General features: G+C 71.5%; 19 protein-coding genes and 2 pseudogenes. 7 read left to right on the top strand and 14 right to left on the bottom strand.

What is annotated here, in order from left to right:
- Positions 1–144: 144 nt before the first annotated feature.
- Complete coding sequence (locus ACFVVO_RS32855; RefSeq protein ID WP_390059861.1) at positions 145–762, top strand: hypothetical protein; 618 nt, start codon at positions 145–147, stop codon at positions 760–762.
- Positions 763–1,163: 401 nt separating this feature from the next.
- Here the strand turns inward: ACFVVO_RS32855 and ACFVVO_RS32850 are convergent, their stop codons facing one another.
- Both ACFVVO_RS32850 and ACFVVO_RS32845 read right to left on the bottom strand, forming a co-directional pair.
- Positions 1,164–1,454 (bottom strand): hypothetical protein, encoded by a 291-nt coding sequence (locus ACFVVO_RS32850; protein WP_390059860.1) that lies wholly within the window; start codon positions 1,452–1,454, stop codon positions 1,164–1,166.
- A gap of 27 nt (positions 1,455–1,481) precedes the next feature.
- A complete protein-coding gene (locus ACFVVO_RS32845) occupies positions 1,482–1,793 on the bottom strand; it encodes a methyltransferase domain-containing protein (protein WP_390059859.1) in 312 nt (103 codons plus the stop codon).
- 25 nt (positions 1,794–1,818) lie between these two features.
- Here ACFVVO_RS32845 and ACFVVO_RS32840 point away from each other — a divergent pair, with 25 nt between their 5' ends.
- Positions 1,819–2,019, top strand: coding sequence for a hypothetical protein (locus tag ACFVVO_RS32840; protein ID WP_390059857.1), 201 nt, complete (start codon positions 1,819–1,821; stop codon positions 2,017–2,019).
- Between the two features lie 1,299 nt (positions 2,020–3,318).
- On the opposite strand, the gene ACFVVO_RS32835 is transcribed toward ACFVVO_RS32840, so the two are convergent.
- The 5 genes from ACFVVO_RS32835 to ACFVVO_RS32815 form a co-directional block, all read right to left on the bottom strand.
- The gene (locus ACFVVO_RS32835; protein WP_390059855.1) at positions 3,319–3,615 is read right to left on the bottom strand and encodes a hypothetical protein; all 297 of its coding nucleotides are present in this window, start codon (positions 3,613–3,615) and stop codon (positions 3,319–3,321) included.
- Positions 3,616–3,787: 172 nt separating this feature from the next.
- Positions 3,788–4,411 carry a GNAT family N-acetyltransferase gene (locus ACFVVO_RS32830; protein ID WP_390059853.1) on the bottom strand — a complete coding sequence of 208 codons (624 nt, stop codon included), beginning with the start codon at positions 4,409–4,411 and terminating at the stop codon, positions 3,788–3,790.
- Between the two features lie 1,421 nt (positions 4,412–5,832).
- Positions 5,833–6,210 carry a fic family toxin-antitoxin system, toxin component gene (locus tag ACFVVO_RS32825; protein ID WP_390059851.1) on the bottom strand — a complete coding sequence of 126 codons (378 nt, stop codon included), beginning with the start codon at positions 6,208–6,210 and terminating at the stop codon, positions 5,833–5,835.
- Positions 6,210–6,449, bottom strand: coding sequence for a hypothetical protein (locus ACFVVO_RS32820; RefSeq protein ID WP_390059850.1), 240 nt, complete (start codon positions 6,447–6,449; stop codon positions 6,210–6,212). Before ACFVVO_RS32820 ends, ACFVVO_RS32825 begins: the two co-directional genes overlap by 1 nt.
- Positions 6,450–6,914: 465 nt before the next feature.
- Complete coding sequence (locus tag ACFVVO_RS32815) at positions 6,915–7,211, bottom strand: hypothetical protein (protein ID WP_390059848.1); 297 nt, start codon at positions 7,209–7,211, stop codon at positions 6,915–6,917.
- A 251-nt stretch (positions 7,212–7,462) separates the two neighbouring features.
- Between ACFVVO_RS32815 and ACFVVO_RS32810 the strand changes: the two genes are divergently transcribed.
- Together ACFVVO_RS32810 and ACFVVO_RS32805 are read left to right on the top strand one after the other, a co-directional pair.
- Positions 7,463–7,825 (top strand): transposase domain-containing protein, encoded by a 363-nt coding sequence (locus ACFVVO_RS32810; RefSeq protein WP_390059847.1) that lies wholly within the window; start codon positions 7,463–7,465, stop codon positions 7,823–7,825.
- A gap of 7 nt (positions 7,826–7,832) precedes the next feature.
- On the top strand, positions 7,833–8,279 hold the full coding sequence (locus ACFVVO_RS32805; RefSeq protein WP_390059845.1) for a transposase: 447 nt from the start codon (positions 7,833–7,835) through the stop codon (positions 8,277–8,279).
- Between the two features lie 486 nt (positions 8,280–8,765).
- Here ACFVVO_RS32805 and ACFVVO_RS32800 read toward each other — a convergent pair whose 3' ends face one another.
- The 6 genes and pseudogenes from ACFVVO_RS32800 to ACFVVO_RS32775 all read right to left on the bottom strand — a co-directional run bounded on the left by ACFVVO_RS32800 (position 8,766) and on the right by ACFVVO_RS32775 (position 14,266).
- The gene (locus ACFVVO_RS32800; RefSeq protein ID WP_390059843.1) at positions 8,766–9,149 is read right to left on the bottom strand and encodes a hypothetical protein; all 384 of its coding nucleotides are present in this window, start codon (positions 9,147–9,149) and stop codon (positions 8,766–8,768) included.
- 138 nt (positions 9,150–9,287) lie between these two features.
- A pseudogene (locus tag ACFVVO_RS32795) lies at positions 9,288–10,265 on the bottom strand (transposase family protein).
- A gap of 79 nt (positions 10,266–10,344) precedes the next feature.
- A complete protein-coding gene (locus ACFVVO_RS32790) occupies positions 10,345–11,022 on the bottom strand; it encodes an alpha/beta fold hydrolase (RefSeq protein WP_390059841.1) in 678 nt (225 codons plus the stop codon).
- 207 nt (positions 11,023–11,229) lie between these two features.
- Positions 11,230–11,694, bottom strand: coding sequence for a hypothetical protein (locus tag ACFVVO_RS32785; protein WP_390059839.1), 465 nt, complete (start codon positions 11,692–11,694; stop codon positions 11,230–11,232).
- A gap of 110 nt (positions 11,695–11,804) precedes the next feature.
- Complete coding sequence (locus tag ACFVVO_RS32780) at positions 11,805–12,416, bottom strand: hypothetical protein (protein ID WP_390059838.1); 612 nt, start codon at positions 12,414–12,416, stop codon at positions 11,805–11,807.
- Between the two features lie 719 nt (positions 12,417–13,135).
- Positions 13,136–14,266 carry a hypothetical protein gene (locus tag ACFVVO_RS32775; protein ID WP_390059836.1) on the bottom strand — a complete coding sequence of 377 codons (1,131 nt, stop codon included), beginning with the start codon at positions 14,264–14,266 and terminating at the stop codon, positions 13,136–13,138.
- 358 nt (positions 14,267–14,624) lie between these two features.
- Between ACFVVO_RS32775 and ACFVVO_RS32770 the strand changes: the two genes are divergently transcribed.
- The 3 genes and pseudogenes from ACFVVO_RS32770 to ACFVVO_RS32760 all read left to right on the top strand — a co-directional run.
- Positions 14,625–14,777, top strand: a complete 153-nt coding sequence (locus tag ACFVVO_RS32770; protein ID WP_390059834.1) for a hypothetical protein — start codon at positions 14,625–14,627, stop codon at positions 14,775–14,777.
- Between the two features lie 267 nt (positions 14,778–15,044).
- On the top strand, positions 15,045–16,064 hold the full coding sequence (locus tag ACFVVO_RS32765) for a DNA-directed RNA polymerase subunit alpha (protein WP_390059832.1): 1,020 nt from the start codon (positions 15,045–15,047) through the stop codon (positions 16,062–16,064).
- Between the two features lie 128 nt (positions 16,065–16,192).
- Positions 16,193–16,729: pseudogene (locus tag ACFVVO_RS32760) on the top strand (integrase core domain-containing protein); the annotation flags it as partial.
- 567 nt (positions 16,730–17,296) lie between these two features.
- On the opposite strand, the gene ACFVVO_RS32755 reads toward ACFVVO_RS32760, so the two are convergent.
- Entirely contained in the window at positions 17,297–17,482 is a 186-nt protein-coding gene (locus tag ACFVVO_RS32755) for a hypothetical protein (RefSeq protein ID WP_390059830.1), read from the bottom strand.
- Positions 17,483–17,557 lie beyond the last annotated feature (75 nt).

The raw sequence follows: 17,557 nt of genomic DNA, 5'->3' as shown, positions 1-17,557 counted from the left end.
GGCAGCAGGACCAGGCGCGGCGGTGGGGGTGCTACGGCCTGGGATACGGACGGCGCCGCCGGTCGGTGCAAGGGACGGGCGGCTGAGACTGGCCGCGTGGCGGCCCGCGACCGGCGGGCCCTGACGGCCGGGAGGTGGTTTGCGGTGACGGCAAGCGGGGCCAGGAGCAGGGGCAAGAGCGGCGGGGTACTGGCGCGGCGGAAGGCTGTGTTGCAGCGTGCCGCGGCGCGGGTGGCGGAGCAGCGGCGTGTGGCGGCGGAAGCGGAGGCGGAACGGCTGCGGCGGGAGGCGGTGCTCGACGAGCTGGCGGCTGACTTCGAGTTGGCGCTGGAGGACGAGCAGGCGGTGGCTACCGGGGTGGAGGAGGAAGTGCGTCGAGTGCGGGTACGCGGCCGGGTGCGGATCGAGGCGGCACGGAGCCAGGCGGCGCGGGTCGTGTGGGCGATGGGTGAGGCTGGGGAGACGGTGGCTGGGTGCGGGCACCGTCTCGGGGTGGGGGTGGAGCGGATCAAGGAGCTGCGGCGGCTGGCCCGTGAGGCGGTGGCCGGGGAGGAGCCGGGCGCGGAGGGGGCCGGGGCTGCGCGGGGGGCGTCTGCGGGCGGGGAGCAGGGGCGCGATGGGGTACGTGCGGCTGGGCCGGCGGGCGGGGAACGGGTGGCTACTCCCCCGGCGGGCGCGGCGCGGGTGGCCGGTTCGGCCGAGGGTGCGGAGTCGCCTGGTTCGGTGGGCGGAGCGCGGCCGGGATGGCCGGAGTCGCAGTGAGGCGCGGGTGGGGGTATGGAGCGGTGAGTATGGAGCGGCGGCGGGTAGCGGGGTGGCGTGCGCGTGGCCGGTCTGGAAGGTGCGGGACCATGGGTGCCCGGGTAGCCGCCCCCCGCTGGTACCTCCCCCTCTGGCGCCTCCCCCGGCCGCTGTCACGACGGCGTCGTCGGCCGGGCCGGGGACGCCTGCGCCGGTGGGTGTGGCGCGGCTGGGATGGCCAGAGTCTCGGTGAGGTGCGGGCGTGGAGCGGCCCCCATTACCTGGGGGCGGTGACCGGGGCCAGGGTGCGGGGCAGGGCCGGGGCCGGGGTTCCGAGGTGGGGCCGCTCGTTGGCCCAAGGGGCGGCGAGGTGGAGGGAGCAGGCGGTAATCCGGGGCGTACTCCTTTAGAGTCTGGGATTCTCAGGCGGGGCGCTTGGCCATGACGACCACGCCCGGCCCGCTCCACTTATCCGCAGGGAGCCGGAGTTCGGCGACCGGCTGCAGTCCGGCCTGCTCGATCAAGTTCACGAGCTGCTCCGGCCGCCACTTGTACGTGGTCCAGCGAACAGGCACTCCTCCGTATGCCTCGGTGCGCACCGCGTCCTCGTCGCCGACGTGTGTGCCGGCGATGAGGTGCCCGCCCAGCTTCAGGGCGTACGCGAAATGGGCGAGGACCTGGGGAAGGACCGGGGGAGGTTGAACAGGGGCCACCACCCGCGCACGCCGCCGAGGGAGGCTTCAGCTAGGTCGAGGTCGGTGGCGGAGGCGACGCTCAATCATGCGGGGCGAGAGGTCGACCCCGGATACGTCGAGTCCGCGTTCGGCGAGGTAGCCGCTCGCCGTGCCGGGGCCGCAGCCGACGTCGAGGACGGGCCCGGGCTCGCCCACGGTGTCGGCGAAGGCGTCGATCGACGCCTTGAGCCCGGGATGGTGACGGATGCCGCCCATGCCCGTTGTCACCACCATGTGGGCGTAGTTGTCGGCCACATGGTCATAGGAGTCACGAACGACGTCGAGATCGGCTGGACGGTCAACAGGGTGCGCGCGCATCGGACAACCAGAGGGCGGTGGCCTTGTGGAGGCTGGGGATTCGGGTACGACGGTCACCCTGCCCGGCACGGGCACGGCAGCCTGCGGCCCCTGCGACCTACTTCTCTCGCTCGGCCTGCCTGCCGTGCCTGTTGCCCTCGCCCGTCTGATCGTCCTGGTCAACGCCGGACGTGAGCGGTTGAAGAGGGCGGCCTACGGTCATGAGACCGCGTACCAGGCCCGGTAGCGGGCCGTCATCGTGCACGCGTCCGCGGGCGCCCCGACGCGTACATCGCCCGCGAGACGGGCCTGCGCGGACACCGTACGGATGGCACGACCGCTTCGTCGGCTGCCGATCCTGTCCGACCGCAGGCGCTCGGGGTGCCCGGCCCGTTACACCCCTGTACAGGTAGCCGAGACGGGGCGGCAGACCGCTGGAGGGCCGGCTGCGGGGCCGGTGGGTGCCCTGGCAGTCGCTCCCCCGCTGGTACCTCCCCTGGCCGCTCCCCCGACGGTTTCGCCGGCCGGGCCGTCGAGGGCGCCTGGGCCGGTGGGTGAGGCGCTGCCGGGGTGGCCGGAGTCGCGGTGCGGGGCGGGCGGGACGTTCGCAGCGGTGGTCGACACGGGGCCGAGCTGGTACCTGGGCGGGCGCGGGTCGAGCCCGGCCCGGCGCGGGGGCCCGGCCCCCGCCCGGCGCAGGGCCGGGGTGAGGCCGGGGTGGGCCGTGGCGGCGGGGTCCCTCGCTGGGCGGTGGGTGGGCGCGGGGCCGGGACGTGAGCGGGGGCGCGCGGGTGGGCCCTGGCCCGGCGCGGCACGAGGCCGGGGCCGCCGGGGGGGGCAGCTGATGGTGGGGGTGATGCCCGGCCGGGGTCACCGTCGACCGTGTGGCCGGGACGTCGGCCGGGGGTGCGGCCGATGATGGTGCGGATCGCGGCGGCGGACCGCTCGGCGAGAGCGTCGAGTCCGTCGGCGGCACTGGCGAGCTCGAGGTAGACGCCTTCCTCGTACCTACACGCGCCCTCGGGCAGTTCCGGGCTGTCGGCGAAGCCGTCGCGGGGGTGCGCCCGGTAGGTGATGCACAGATCGCCCTCGTAGACCGCGGTGAACTCGAAGACGGTCCGGTGCGTGCGGGGAGCCTCCGCCGCGCCGGTGACGCCCCAGAGCCCGGCCTCTGCCATCCAGCCGGGTCCGGGGAGCCGCGCGGTGACGCGGGCGACGTCGGAGATGGCGAGCGGGTAACTCCGTGCCGGGGGCGGGCGTGTAGTTGCCGCATCCGTCTCACAGGGGCGGCTCGGCCAGCGGTGTGGGAACCGTGCCCGTGTCGGGGTTGCTGGTGAAGTCCGCGAGGTGACCGGTGACGGGCGCGGTGTCGGGCTTGATGGTGGTCATCGGGGTGCTTCTTCCGGGTCGGGGTCGGTGTGCTGTGGTCGGTCGGCGGCACGGAACGCGCGGGGGGCTGGTGCGGTGCGTCGATGTGCAGCGCGCGGGGTGCTCGGCGCGGCGCACGGCTTGCGGGTGCCGGGGCCGCGTGGCCACTGGTCGCGGGTCAGCGGCGGCTGCGCCGGGGACGCCGAGGGCGCTGCGGGTGCTCGCCGCTGAGGGTCCTCTCCCGGTTGGACACGGTGAACTTCCCGGTGGCCAGGTGGTAGACCGCCCAGGGGGCGTTGGCGTGCGTGCTGGTGGTGTCGGGCTGGTGCTGCCGGTCGTTGTTCGGCCCGTACGGGTTGTGGAAGTGCGGGAACTGTCCGGCGCCTGCGACGGCGTTCAGTGCGTCGGTGAGGTTCTGCCCCAGGACGTCGGCCCCGGCGGCCGGGCCGGGGGTGGTCGGGTCGGGATTGGCCACGGCGTGGGGCCTCTTGTGTGAGCGGTGGGTGTGCCGGCACGCGGGGCGCGGCGGGCCACACGGTCGAGGGCTCGGGGGTTAGGGCGGCAAGCGGCGACGGGCGTTGCGTCGGCCCCCGCCCCCAGGTCGCGGCACCGGGGGACGGGGCTGGGTGGGGCGGGGACCGGGTGGGTCAGTGGAGGAGGCCGGTGACGGTCGTGAGGCCGCGCTGGGAGGTGAAGGTGACGGTGGGGTCGAGCGGCTTGACGGCGTACTTCCAGGCCGGGTCGTAGTGGGTGAGCAGTCCGAAGGGCGGCAGGTCCACGGCGAGGCGCGGGAGGCTGGTGTAGCCGTGGGCGGTGAAGAAGCGCTTCTTGTCGTGTTCGTGGCGCAGGGTCAGCGCCCGGTATCCGGCGTTGCGGAAGTCGGTTTCGACGCGGGCCATGAGGCTGGACGCGATGCCTTGGTGGCGGTGGTCGGGGTGGACGGCGATGGTGTCGATGTTGGAGACCCGCTCGACCAGGGCGCGGCGGGTGTGGGCGGGGGTCTGCCGCTCCAGCATCCATCGGGCCGGGCCGACGTGGACCGCGCCGACGGGGGTGCCGTCAGCGGTTTCGGCGAACAGGAAGTGGTTGAAGCCGTGGGAGAACGGTCCCCTCTCGTCCTTCAGGGCCTGCCCGATGGTGTCCTTCAGAGCGGGGAGATGGTCGGCGGGGAGATGGAGGTCTACGAGCAGGGTGAGCGCGAAGTAGGTGTCGAGTTCGTTCGCCTGCACGGGCCGGATCGTGATGGCGGGGGTGTGCGGGAGGCTGGTCATGTGCGGGGCCCTTTCGGTCCAGGAGAGCGGGGGCCGGACTCGCCTCAAGGGGGCGGGGTCCGGCGGCGTCCGGACCGTGACGGGGCCAGGGGTTAGCGGGGCAACCGCCGCCGTCACCGGATCTTCGGGACGGCGGCCGAACGCGGGCGGGCTCATGCCTGGCAGGGCCGGGGAACAGGTCAGCCCCACGCCCGGGGGCGGGGCGCGGTGGCTTGGGGGCCTGCGGTGCGTCAGCCGGTTCGTCGGGTGGTTTGGGCGCGGGGGTCGGCGGCGCGGGTGGTGATGAGTGCCCACTGCTCGCGGCTGACGTGGTGGTGGGAGAGGGCGCGCAGTGCGGTGAGTTGGCGGCGCAGCCGGGCGGCGTCGGCCAGGGCCTCGCGGGCCCACCGGCGGCACTGGCTGGGCCGGTAGTTGGGACAGTGGGGCGGAGGCTTCCGGCCACGAGTAGCTGGCGGTGTGCAGGGCGCGGCGGGCCCGGCGCAGGGTGAGGTCGTCCAGGTGGCAGCGTGCGTACACGGCGGTGGTCATCGCGTTCCTTTCGGTCGGGGTCAGTGCAGGGAGACGGTGAGCGCGAGGGCGGTCAGCACGATCAGTACGGCCGCGGTGATGGCGGTCTTCAGACGCTGGACGGTGCGGCGGGTGCGGGTGCGATGGTGTGACATCACGAGTCCAAGGCGCCCCTTCGCAAAGGAGGGCGGGTTCGGAGGCCGGACCGCCCCCGGGGTGTGAGGAGGGGGTGGGGGCGGCCCGGTCGGCCGGGGGCTTCGACCGACACCCGGCAAGGGGGGTGCGGGAGCAGGCCGCGGCGCCTACACTGCCCCGAGCGCGGCCAAGCCGTGCAAGACCCAGCCGGGTGGAAGCGCACCAGGCGGCAGACGGGCGGGGCACGGCCGGGCGGGGGCGCACGGGTACGGGCGGCGCGGCCGGACGACGTCAACGGAGGACCCGCGGCGCGGACACCCAGCCGCCGGGGCACGCCCGGGGCGCTGGGGGCACTCGACGAACCAGAGGCGCCCGGGACGGATGCGATCGCACCGATGCGGCGCAGCCACGAGGTCAGGCCGGTGTCGTTTCGGCCGAGCCTGATGTGTACGTACAAGCCTGATGTGTACGCACAGGAGGGTGTCGGTGACGGGTTGGCAGATGCAGACCCGGGGCTGGTCGACGAGGTCGGTGTGCGCACGCATAACGGGGTGTGTTCGGCGGGAAGCGTGAACACCGCGGCCAGGCTGCGCAGGATCCGGCCGACGGGTCGCGCGTGTGTGGGCGGGTGCTTGCAGGCAGTCGATGTCGCCCGTGACGCCTTCGGCCCGTGGCGGCCCGCCCGTCCTCGCCGACGTTTCCCGCCTCACGTCCCCACCGCACTGACGTTACGGGTACTGCTCTCAGCGCTGCGGGAAGCGGTGCCGGGTCTGCGGGCGTCAGGTGGCGGTGGGCCAGGTCCGCAGCAGAGCGGCGATCTTCCCCGCGGTGCAGGCGGGGTCAAGGAGCAGGTCTTTGAGCGCGATGGCGTCCTCGCGGGCGGGTTTGAGGGTGATCCCGGCGGCTTCGAGGTACATGACGCCGGATGCGGCGGCGACGGCGAGGTTGGAGCGCTCCAGCCAGCGGCAGCGGCCCAGCGTGTGCACTAGGGCGGCGGCCTTGGCGTAGGGGCCGTCGTAGACGGGCTGCTCGAACAGTTCCGCCCGGTGGCGGGCGACCGCTGAGACGGGCACGCCGTAGTCGTCGGGGGTCGGATCGTTCGCCCCGGCGGCTTCGGCGACCTGCAGGATCCAGGGAACGTCGATGTTCAGATCCATCAGGCTGCGCGCGCTCCGCGAGGCGTCTGCTGGGAGTGTTCGGCCTCGTCGAAGACCGCCTGGTGTTCGGCCAGGAAGCGGGCGGCCGCGTCCACCGCTCGGGCGCGCAGGCCGCTGGTGTCGTCCTGCACCAGCCGGCCGAGGTAGTCGCCGATGCTCAGCCCCAGGTCGGCGGCGCGCTTCTTCGCGAGTTCCGCCACGTCCTCGTCTACGCGCGCGCCCAGCTGTGTCTTTGCCATACCAGCATGGTAACAGCTGTTACCGAAAGTGGGGCGGCAGCGGGCGGCGTGCCCGCCCGGCCAGTCCCGCCGGAGACGGGCGGTCTACGGGCGCACGTGGCTGATCATGCCGGTCACGGTGGAGGGGGGCTCGGTGTCATGGCGGGGATCTCCTGCCGGCGGGGCGGGAATGGGACCGGCTTGCGGGGTTTGCGGAGGTCAGCGCCCCCATGGACCGGTGCCCCGGGCCATGAGCAGGGCTCAGGCTAGACCCGCAGCCGGCCATCGGCGCGGGGGCAGACGTCGGCCCTCGGCCCCTCCGTGCGCGGCATCACTGAGGGAGGGCGACGAGCGGGGCGGGGCGGCGGTCGGCCGGTCGATGCAAGCTGGGGCGGCCGTGCTCGTGCTGGCGGCCGGGAGAATGCGGGACGGGCCGCCCCCAGGTATGGGGGCGGGCCGGAGGGTGCTGCGGGCGGTAGCGCGGGGTCAGTCGTAGCAGGGGCCCGCTGTGGTCGGGCCGTAGCTCTCACCCGGCTGGCCGGCTGCCTGGGGACCGCTACCGCCGCCACCATGGCTGAGAACGCGCCAGCCGCGGACCGCGTAGTAGCCGGTGCACTGCGGGCTGCACGGCTCTTCCTGGTAGCCGAGGAAGTTCCCGCCGCAGGCACAGGCTTCGGACCACTCGGTGACGATGAGCTGGCCCGGACGGGGGCGCTCCGCGGCAGCCAGGCTGCGCAGGATCCGGCCGACGGGGCGTTGCGTTGAGCGGGTGCTTGCGGGCATGGATGGGCTCTCCGGAAGCTCGGGGTCTCGTTCTGGATGCGGCGCGGGTGCAGGGGCCGGGCCGCCCCTTGAGGGGTGAGGGACGGCCCGGCGGCCGGGGGCTCGACCGCACGCGGCAGGGTGGTGCGGGAGCGGGTTCTTCTGGCAGCACCGACACTGCCCCGGCCGGCACCAAGCCGTGCAAGGCCCAATGCCGTTGTTTTAGTCCGCGGGCGTACGCTGCTGCGTAGTGCTTCCCGGGGGTGGTGCGGGTGTCTGCGGATATCGGCGAGTTATCGGGGTTAGGGCTGCTGACCTGGGTGTATCGGCCCGGGTTGGTGGATCGTGTGGTGGCTGCCTGTGGTCGTGGTGAGCAGCGCAGACGTCTGCTGCCGACCCGGCTGGTGGTGTACTTCGTGCTCGCCCTTGCCCTGTTCTCGCCGGCGCCGTATCTGGAGGTGATGCGGCACCTGGTCGAGGGCTTGCGGGACCAGGGGCTGCTGGGCGAGTGGCACATCCCGGCGAAATCGTCCCTGTTCCGGGCCCGCCAACGCCTGGGCTCGGAGCCGCTGCGGGTGCTGTTTGCCACGACCGTAAAACCGATGGGCACCGAGGCCACACCGGGGTGCTTCTGAGCGGCAGTTGCGGGACGGGTCCTGGCTCTCGCGCATCCACGCCGCCACCGATCGCGCGCACCGTGATCCGGTCACGGTGCGGGTGGTCGCCTATCAGCTGCACGGCACTGCCCGCGAAGGCGAGGACTACCGTCTGGTGACCACCCTGCTCGACGCCCGTCGCTTTCCCGCCCGCCAGCTGGCCGCGCTCTACCAGGAACGCTGGGAGGCGGAGGCTGTCTTTGCCGAGCTCAAAACCCATCAACGCGGAGCCCGCACCGTGCTCACCAGCAAGACGCCCGACGGCGTCCTGCAGCAGATCTGGGCGCACCTGCTGGTCCACCACGCGCTGCGCGAGCTGATGGTGAGAACGGCCGCCACCCGCGGCCTGGATCCCGACCGGGTCTCTTTCACCGAAACCCTGCGCTCTGCCCGGCGCAGCGTGACCGTGACGCCGGGCAGTTTTTCCCCCTGAGCTGCTGGTCAGAGCCCTCGTCCTGCTCCAGCACGACCTGCTCGAACGCCTCCTACCGCCCAGACGCCTGCGCAGCCAGCCCCGCGTCGTCAAACGCAAGATGTCCAACTACCGGCTCAAACGGGCCGACCACCACGGCTGGCCCCAGCCCAACCGCGCCGGCACCCGAGCAGTCCGCATCCAACGACCCCAACCCGCGGAGCCCTAAAACAACGGCATTGGTGCAAGGCCCTGACGGCTGCGGGGTGGCGTCCGTGCTGGGTCGGCGCCTCCCTTGCCGTCATAACCAGCTGAGGCAACGGGCAGAACGGCAACAGGCGGGCGGTGGGGGGAGTCGTGTGCGGGTCGGCGCGTTGTGGTGCCGGGGGGGTGTGCGAGGGCGCCGCTGGCGGCGGTCTCCTGTAGCGCGGGGCGGGCAGGGCGCGGCCCCCGGACTCCCGCCGTGCGGGGGCGGGGGCCAGGGGTTCGGGACGGGCGGGCGGCGGGTCAGCCGATCGTGAGGTGGACGCGGAGCCGGTCCAGGCCGCTCGCGTTGCGCCGCTGCCGGGCACGCAGAGTCCGAACGACGGCTTCTTTGCGGTGGCTGGTGTAGGGCAGGGCGAAGTCGCGGACCACTGTTGTGGCGCGGGTGGCGTCGCGTGCCGCGGGGTCGGCCGGGTCGTAGGCTTCGGCGACCTCGTCGAAGATCAGCCGGGCTATCCGGTGGGGGCAGCCGTTCAGGAACGGCTCGGCGTCGGGGCCCTCGCTCTCGAACGCGGTGATCGCCCTCTCGGTGAACTCCCGGTGGCTGCGGGTGCGGGCGGCCTCCTCACGCAGGTGGTCGAGGATGTTGGGACGGGTTAGGACGTAGCCGCTGGGGGTGACACGCATCTGGGGGGCCTTCCTGTGGGTCGGGCACCACGGGCTGGTGACCGGTCGTGGGGCCGACAGTGGCCTGTCACACGGTTACGACGTTGTCGGCTATTGATGTTGAGGCGGGACGACCTGAGAGTTCGGCTGGTGGGCGATTTAGCAGGTCATCGGGCTGACGGGCACGAGTTCGGTGCTCGGTTCGCGGCGGGTGGGCCGCTGGGCGGCTCGGTCGGAGACCAGGCCGGCGACGGCTCGGTGCGTGGCCGGGTAGTGCTCGCGGCGGCCGAGGAAGCGCTGAAGCGGGCGCCACTGCTTGTGCTCGGCGTTGGCGTGTTCGACGCAGATCCGCGCCGAGGACTGGCGGCGCCGTTGCTCACGCCAGGCGTACCGGTCACCGAGCGGCACGTCTTCCCTTGGCTTTTTCGGCGGCGCACTGACCTGTTCGGGGAACTCGTTCGCCAGACCCCGCTAGCCCTCATCCACTTCGGCTCTCACGTCTGGGTGGAGGCGGAACTGCTCGGCAATGCCCTCGGTGCGCATGGCAGTCTGATCGTGCATTCTTCCGGGCCGGTCGGCCCCGGACCACATGGTGCGGCCCTGGCCATCGCTGATCGTGGTGGACTTCATGGTGTTCTGCTTTTTCTTGCCGGAGACGAACGCGCAGCGGCCCGGGCGGTGGGCCTTCGGGCGGCGGACCTGGGTCTCGGTCCCGTCGATCCGCAAGGTCACCCCCTCCGCATCGGCGTAGGCGAACACGTCGGCCAACGTTCGCAGGCGCAGTCCGGGCTGGTTGGGGACGGCGAAGCCGCGGTCGGCGAGCAGCGGGCGGATCTCGCCGATGGCCTCGGTGACGGTGGAGCGGCCGACCCCGTACAGCTCGGCGAGCGCGGCGTGCGGGAGCTGAGTGCGCAAGTGGACCAGTGCGACCAGCACCCGGTCGGTGAACACCAGCTCGTGCTTACGGCCCGCCCCGGCGGCACGGTGACGCTTCCCTCCCCGCCGCTGATGCAATGCCGATTCCCGTCGGGCCTGCCACGGCCCGGCCAACTCCTCGATTAAACCGCCGAGATGGGCACGCGAGACGCCTGTGAAGACAGGATGGGACAAGGCCGCACGGGCCCACTTCTTGGTCACACTCGAAGAACCCGTGCGACCGTCCACACGACACGGCCTGTGACCGTGCTCATGGTTGGCGGGCAGGACGGGAGTTCTCCTACAGGAACGCCAAAACCGCCTCGGTGAACGCCTCCGGCGCTGCGTGGTGGATCAGGTGTCCAACCGGGATGGTGACCACTCGCCCGCCGGGGATGCGGCGGGCCAGCTCGGCGACGCCGTCCTGGGGAACATGGCTGTGTGGGCCGCCGGCGAGCACGAGGGTCTTGGCGGTGATCTGGCTGAGTCGCTCCAGCCATCTGGGGTCAGGCACATCGATCTGCCGCCTGACGGCCAGCGCCATCTCCCAGTCGAAGGTCAGGGCGCCGTCCGGCCTGGTCGGGGTGGTCTGCTCCCGAGGACGCGGGATTGGAACGTCCTCCAGGATGAGTCGACTCACCCGCTGCGGATGGTGCTGTGCGAGCAGGTAGGCCACAATCCCGCCCATGGAGTGCCCGATCAGATCCACTGGGCCAAGTCCCAGTGTGTCCAGGAACCGAAGCACATCGGCCTGCATGAGTTCAAGCGAGTAGTCCCCCGGCCAGTCGCTTCGGCCGTGCCCGCGAAGATCGAGGGCATACACCCGTCGACTCCGGGCGAGAGCGGGCACAGCCGCCTCCCAGTCGGTGGCATCCTCGCCCAGCGCGTGCAACAGGACTAGCGGCGGAGCGTCCGGCGGACCCGAGATCTGATAGGCCAGCCGGACCGCGCCAACGTCGACCGAACGTTGATCAACCATGTCCGGAGGATATGCGGGCGGGTCCTGTCGGAGGATCGGCGTTCACCAGCGGCCGAACCACCATCCCCAGTCAGCACTTCGGGCCCACAGCCACACGGTTCTCGCCCCGATCTTCAATAGCCGACAACGCCGTTAGCGGGGCAACAAGCACGGGGCGGCGGCCATCCGCCTGAAGGTGCCACGACCACACGACACCCCCACCCCGCGCTACCCGGGGACGCGCGGGGGCGCAGGGGCGTGGGGGTATGGGGTTCCTAGTCGCCGGGGGTTGGGGCGGGTGGGGCGTTGCGTAGGGCTTGCCGCGCCATTTCGCGGACCAGGCGTGCCGAGGACGTCGGCGACCTGGCGCACGGTGGCGCCATTGAAGAGCGCCAGGTCCGGCCAGTCTGCCTTGACGGCGGCAAGCTGGTCGTCGGTGAGGCGGTCGATGGTCCACGCCGACGGGGCGGCGCTGTTGATGATCCGGCGCTCGGGCATCGCCTCGTCTATCGCGCCGAAGTCCTGCACGATCTGCGCGGCGATGTCGTCGCGTTGGTCCAGCAGAGCGATGTCGTAGGCGAAACCCTTGCCTCGCCGCTCGTCACATGTGTGCCGCTTCAGGCTCGCCTGCCACTTCGTGATGTTCTCGCGGAGCCGGGCGAGCCGGGTGTCCAGGTCAGGCTTCTCGTACACGGGAGGATGCTTGCCGTTCGGGGTCGGTGAGCGCCTCTCCCGGCCCCGCGCCCCCTGGGTCCCGCCCCCCGAGGGCGGGACCCAGGGGGCGCGGGGCGGGTGGGGTGGTGTCAGGCGGCGGGGTGGAAGAAGACGTCGCCGACCGCGCTGGAGTGCAGCGTGACGATGCAGCTCGGCAGCTCCAGGTGGACGCTCACCGTGCGGGTCTGAGCGGCCTGCCAGGCGATGGAGCGCAGCCAGTCCCCGGAGACCGGCTCGTCGTAGGTGAACGCGCCCTTACGCAGGCTCAGGCAGCGCACCCGGCTCAGGTAGCGGTCACCGGGGATCAGGCGTGTCTCCGTGGGGGTGAGTCGGCGTACCAGCGTGAACTGGCTGCCCGGCATCGTCCTGGTCCGCCACCAGCCGGTCACCTCCCGATCGGTGAGGAACACGCCGTCCGGCTGTCCGGGAGCGATCCACCGGCTGAGTCTGCGCATCCACTCGGTGCCGCGCGGGCACAGCACGCAGTCCCCGTCCCTGAAGACCGGCAGTGTGGTCACCGCACGCCCCTGCCTGGCCCGGGCGAAGAAGTCCGCGGCGGCGATGCGGGGCCCGTCGTAAGGCGCCAGATCGGCGGATGCGGCTGGAGCGGCAGCGACTGGAGCAGGCTCGACCACGGTGGACGCGATCGGGGCGGGGTTCAGGGGCTGGGGGGCAACGACCGGGGCAAGGGACGCGGGCATGACGACTCCTTGGAACGGGAGGGGCGGGAAGAGTGCGAGAGCGGGCCACGACAGGGCCATCGCCGATTCGAGGCGGGAAGGGCTCGACCACCCCCGGCCAGTGGCCGGGGGGGAGCCGCGTCCTCGATGCCCTCACACTGACCCGACACCCACCAAGCCACGCAAACCCCCTCGCAGCCGGGCGCGGTCGTCGGGGGCGGCAGATGGGCGGTGACTCCGGCGCGCGGCCGCCGAAGTGGGGGCGGGCGGCGCCGCCGGGGCACGGCCGCCGGGGGCGGCGGGTGGCTGACCCCCGGCGGGCGCCGCGACGGGGTGCGGCCCGGCCGGTGATGGTGCGGGTGGGTTGGTGTGCGGGCGGCCCCGCGCCGGGGTCAGGGGGTGTCCAGGCGCGAGGCCGGGGCCAGCAGCAGGCCCAGCCGGTGGTAGCCCGGTGGGGCGCGGCCAGGCGCGGCGGCGGGGCCGGCCGGGCGGTGGGCTAGGAGGGCTGCCCGTTGGCGAAGGCGTGGGCGCTGACCACCTGCCGGTGATCGCCGTCGGCGTGGACCAGCCACTCCCCCGGCCGGGGCTGCGGGTGACCGGCCGTGCTTTGGGTCAAGGGCGGGCGCCGTGCCGTGGCGTCTTGCTCATGCGGCGCAGGGTATTGGTGTGGTCCGGGGCTTGAACACCACGATGTGAGCGGGCCCCGGGCCGGGACGGATGTCCGGGCGCGGGGCCGGTCGTCACGGAGCAGGGACGTCAAACTTGAAGGTTGTTCCTCCTGGTACGCGCAGCGGCTTGTCCGAGGGGCCCTTGATACGGAGCGGGATGATCTCCTCGCGATGTTCGTGGTGGTCGAGGGCGGTGTCGTTGAGTTTGTGGTGCAGGTAGGGGTTCAGGCAGGTGCTGCGGCGGTAGGGCGGTACGGGCCAGCGGCATGACCACTGAACCGTGCGGCGGCCGTCGGACGCGGCGGCGTCGCGGTGGGCCGCCGTGGACGCCGGGCGAGAGGGGGCTGCTAGGTCGATCACCCGCACGGAGCCGTCACCGATCTTCTGGACCGCTCCTGACCTCTTTGCCTTTTGGCCTGCCTTCTTTCGAGCGGCGGGCGGCAGTGAGTGTCGGATGGTCTCGGTGAGCTGGGATTTGCCTGTCTGCTGCATGATCTGCCAGGTGGTGTAGACGGTAGCGGCCCAGTGCTGGACGGTGCCCGGCTTGGGGTCGGCGAAGGTCTCTCCTTCGGGAAGTACGAGTTCGTTGTTCCAGGCGAGGGGCCCGAACAGGTCGGGGTCCCATCGTTGGAAGGCTGTGTCTGCCAGAGCCGACTCAGCGGCGGTGATCAGGCTGCCGTCGGGGCCGACTGCTACTGCCTGGCTGGCGTCAACACCGAGCATTTCGCTGGTGCGTGGGGCGTAGAACGTCATCCAGATGCCCCTCATCCCCCGGCAGGGGACGATGGCGCCGTGGCTGCTTTGCCTGAGCCAGGTCACCGCGTGTCCGTCGACGTGGTCCTGGCTTCCGTCCCACAGCGACCAGGAGACGGCCACGATCGGCGTGTGGATCTCTGCGCTGCTTCCGTTGGCGGTGCGGTAGGTCTCGGCGTCGGAGCCGATCGGGTCGGTGAAGAGCATCAACCCGCTGGGGCTCGGGGGGCGGTTGAGGCTGATTGGCTCCTGAGGGGCAGATCCGGAGCTCGCCGCGACAGCGAGGCCGGTGGCGTTGGGTCCGATGCTGTAGGTGCGCGCTTCGCGCAGGCGGTCCGACTCGGTCAGCATCAGTGCGCGGGCGGCGAAGTCTGTGACGGTAAATGTGGTGGCCTCATCGGCCAGGGGCATCATCGTCCAGTGACCGCCCCGGATCGCCGTCTCCAGCATGCGTTGCGTCAGATTCGACCGGGTGAACAGTTCCTGGCGGCGTTGCCAGTCGAGGACGCTGAGCGGGGAAGGGGCACGCCAGCCCGTCGGCTTGGTGATCTGGGGCGCGGATGACACGGAAGGCTCCTGACAGCAGTCGTGATAGGCGCGGGGTGGCCCGGGCCTGTCTTGGCGGAGCGCACGGTGCAGTGGCGTGACGTAAGGGGCGCAAGGATGGGTTCGGCGGGACGAGTTCGGGCTCGTGGATGAGGTTCGCCAGCCGGTAGTCGCTGCTGAGGGCGGTGTCCTGCCGGCGGCGGTGCGGGGCGACGGCCAGACCGTGGCTCACGATTGCGGGGCTGACACCCCGCACCGCGGCGTGAGCATCCCCGTCGGCGTGCAGGCGTTCGCGACCTGCTCCCGTACGGCCTGGGGCCCAAGCCCCACCCACGGCGGCCTGAGCCCCGACGAAGCAGCCGTCTACATCAGGCGCCTGTCCGCGGACAAGCGCTACGTCCGCGAAGTCTGCTGACAGCACGGCATGCGGTGGGCATAGCGGGTGGCGACGGCCTGGCCGGGGAGGCCGGGAGCGTAGAACGGACGCTGTTGGTCGCGTGTCGCGGGCAAAGCAGAAACGGCAGTGGGGGCGGCTGGCGGAAGGGAGACTCGAGATCTCCTCGCTGGGTTGGAGTCGGGCGGTCGGGCCTCTTCGTAGGCCGATGAGCCCGTATCGCCCCGTACCCTTCGTGTTGTCTACGGCGTCACATAGCGGGCGCCAAACCACTGGAGGCAACACCCCGTGCTCATTGCTCAGCGTCCCTCGTTGACCGAAGAGGTCGTCGACGAGTTCCGCTCCCGTTTCGTGATCGAGCCGCTGGAGCCGGGCTTCGGCTACACCCTCGGCAACTCCCTCCGCCGCACTCTCCTGTCGTCGATCCCCGGCGCTGCTGTCACCAGCATCCGCCTCGACGGCGTCCTGCACGAGTTCACCACCGTGCCGGGCGTCAAGGAGGACGTCACCGACCTGATCCTCAACATCAAGCAGCTGGTCGTCTCCTCAGAGCATGACGAGCCGGTCGTGATGTACCTGCGCAAGCAGGGCCCGGGTCTGGTCACCGCCGCCGACATCGCGCCCCCGGCCGGTGTCGAGGTGCACAACCCGGACCTCGTCCTCGCCACGCTCAACGGCAAGGGCAAGCTGGAGATGGAGCTCACGGTCGAGCGCGGCCGCGGTTACGTCTCCGCCGTGCAGAACAAGCAGGTGGGCCAGGAGATCGGCCGTATCCCTGTCGACTCCATCTACTCGCCGGTTCTCAAGGTCACGTACAAGGTCGAGGCCACGCGTGTCGAGCAGCGCACCGACTTCGACAAGCTGATCGTCGACGTCGAGACCAAGCCGGCCATGCGTCCACGTGACGCCATGGCCTCCGCCGGTAAGACGCTGGTCGAGCTGTTCGGTCTGGCCCGCGAACTCAATGTCGAAGCCGAGGGCATCGACATGGGCCCGTCCCCGGTGGACGCCGCCCTCGCCGCCGATCTGGTGATGCCGATCGAGGAGCTCGACCTCACCGTCCGTTCGTACAACTGCCTTAAGCGCGAGGGCGTCCACTCCGTGGGTGAGCTCGTGGCCCGCTCCGAGGCCGACCTCCTCGACATTCGCAACTTTGGTGCGAAGTCCATCGACGAGGTCAAGGATAAGCTCGCCGGCATGGGCCTCGGTCTCAGGGACAGCCCGCCCGGATTCAACCCGACCTCCGCTGCGGACGCCTTCGGCACCGACGGCGTGGACACGGGTTTTGTGGAGACCGAGCAGTACTGAACGCTGCGCTGCGCCGGACATAGCGACACTGCGGGCACGGGGGCAGGAGAACCTCCGCGCCGCCCGCTGGGCGGTCTCGACCGGCCGCGACCGCTTCGAGGAGCGCGTCAAGGACTTCGTTTTATACCCCCGACGGCGGCGGTCACAAGATCATGGACCGCCGCCAGGCGATGGACAACAAACTCGCCACCACCGACCGACGCCGCAGCTGCAAGCCGGTGACCGGCTACTCGTTCGTCCACTCCGCCGTCGACGACTACTCCCGCCTGGCCTACAGCGAGGTCCTCACCGACGAGCGCAAGGAGACCGCCGCCGGCTTCTGGCAGCGGGCGAACGCCTTCTTCGCCGCCCACGGCATCACCGTCGAACGGGTCCTGACCGACAACGGCTCCTGCTACAAGTCCAAACTGTTCACCCAGACACTGGCCACGTCCGGCATCACCCACAAGAAGATCCGGCCTTACCGGCCGCAGACCAACGGCAAGGTCGAACGCTTCAACCGCACCCTGCGCGATGAATGGGCCTACCTGCGGTCCTACGCCAGCAACGAAGAACGCACCGCCGACCTGGCAGACTTCCTCCACGCCTACAACCACCATCGCTGTCACACCGCACTCGACGGCCACCCACCGATCAGCCGTGTGAACAACGCTTCAGGTCAATACAGCTACGACGTGGCCAGGTCTTGGAGATCGGCGGCCTTCGGAAGTCGCCTCGCACGGTCTACTCGGGCGCACTACAGCAGTGCTAGGAACCCAACCGGTCTTCCCAGCACACGGAACGGGCCGGTGAATACCTCTGGGCCGATCGCCATCTCACCGAGACCGAAGGCGAACAACAACGCCCCCAGCCGTAGAGGCGAGGGCGCGCGATCCCCGGTCGGACCTTCGGGAGCATCCATCCGCGAGTGATCGCCGCGATGCCGAGGACGGCGTTGACCAACGCCGCCAGTACGACCAGTGCCGTGAGACAGACGAAGAACACGACCCCCCCTTTGCGTGCCGGAACCACGCCGGACATCGGCGTGACACTACAGCCCTCGCGCCGCGCGTCCGTGCCTCCCCGCGAACCGCAACCGGCCCCGTCCAGTCGAACACCCTCAGCTACGCCCAGGGCGCCACGTCCGGACGGGGGCACGCCTTCCGCATACGTTTGGTACGCGCGATGTGCGCTTGATGAGCGGGCACGAGCTGCTCGGCGCCGAGTGGGGGATGAGCGCCCCGGTCTGCGCGTCAGTCGGACAGCGAGCGCCCGCAGGCCGCTGGACGGGCCAGGACCGAGAAGGCGGGCTCCCCGCCCCACAGGCGCTCCTTGACGCGCACGCCATCCGGGGACAGGTCCATCGCGGACAGGGCGATGCCCGCTGTACGGCGTCCCGGGCGATGGCGGCGCCGTCCACCCCAACGGCGCCGATCCATGCCTCCATCTCCTGCGGCCACAGCCCCGCCCGGATCCAGACCCGCGCCCGGCTCCGCAACTCGGGCCCGCGCAGG

The organism is Streptomyces sp. NPDC058145 (assembly GCF_042884245.1).
Lineage (GTDB): Bacteria > Actinomycetota > Actinomycetes > Streptomycetales > Streptomycetaceae > Streptomyces.
This window is presented reverse-complemented; position numbering and strand designations above follow the sequence as displayed.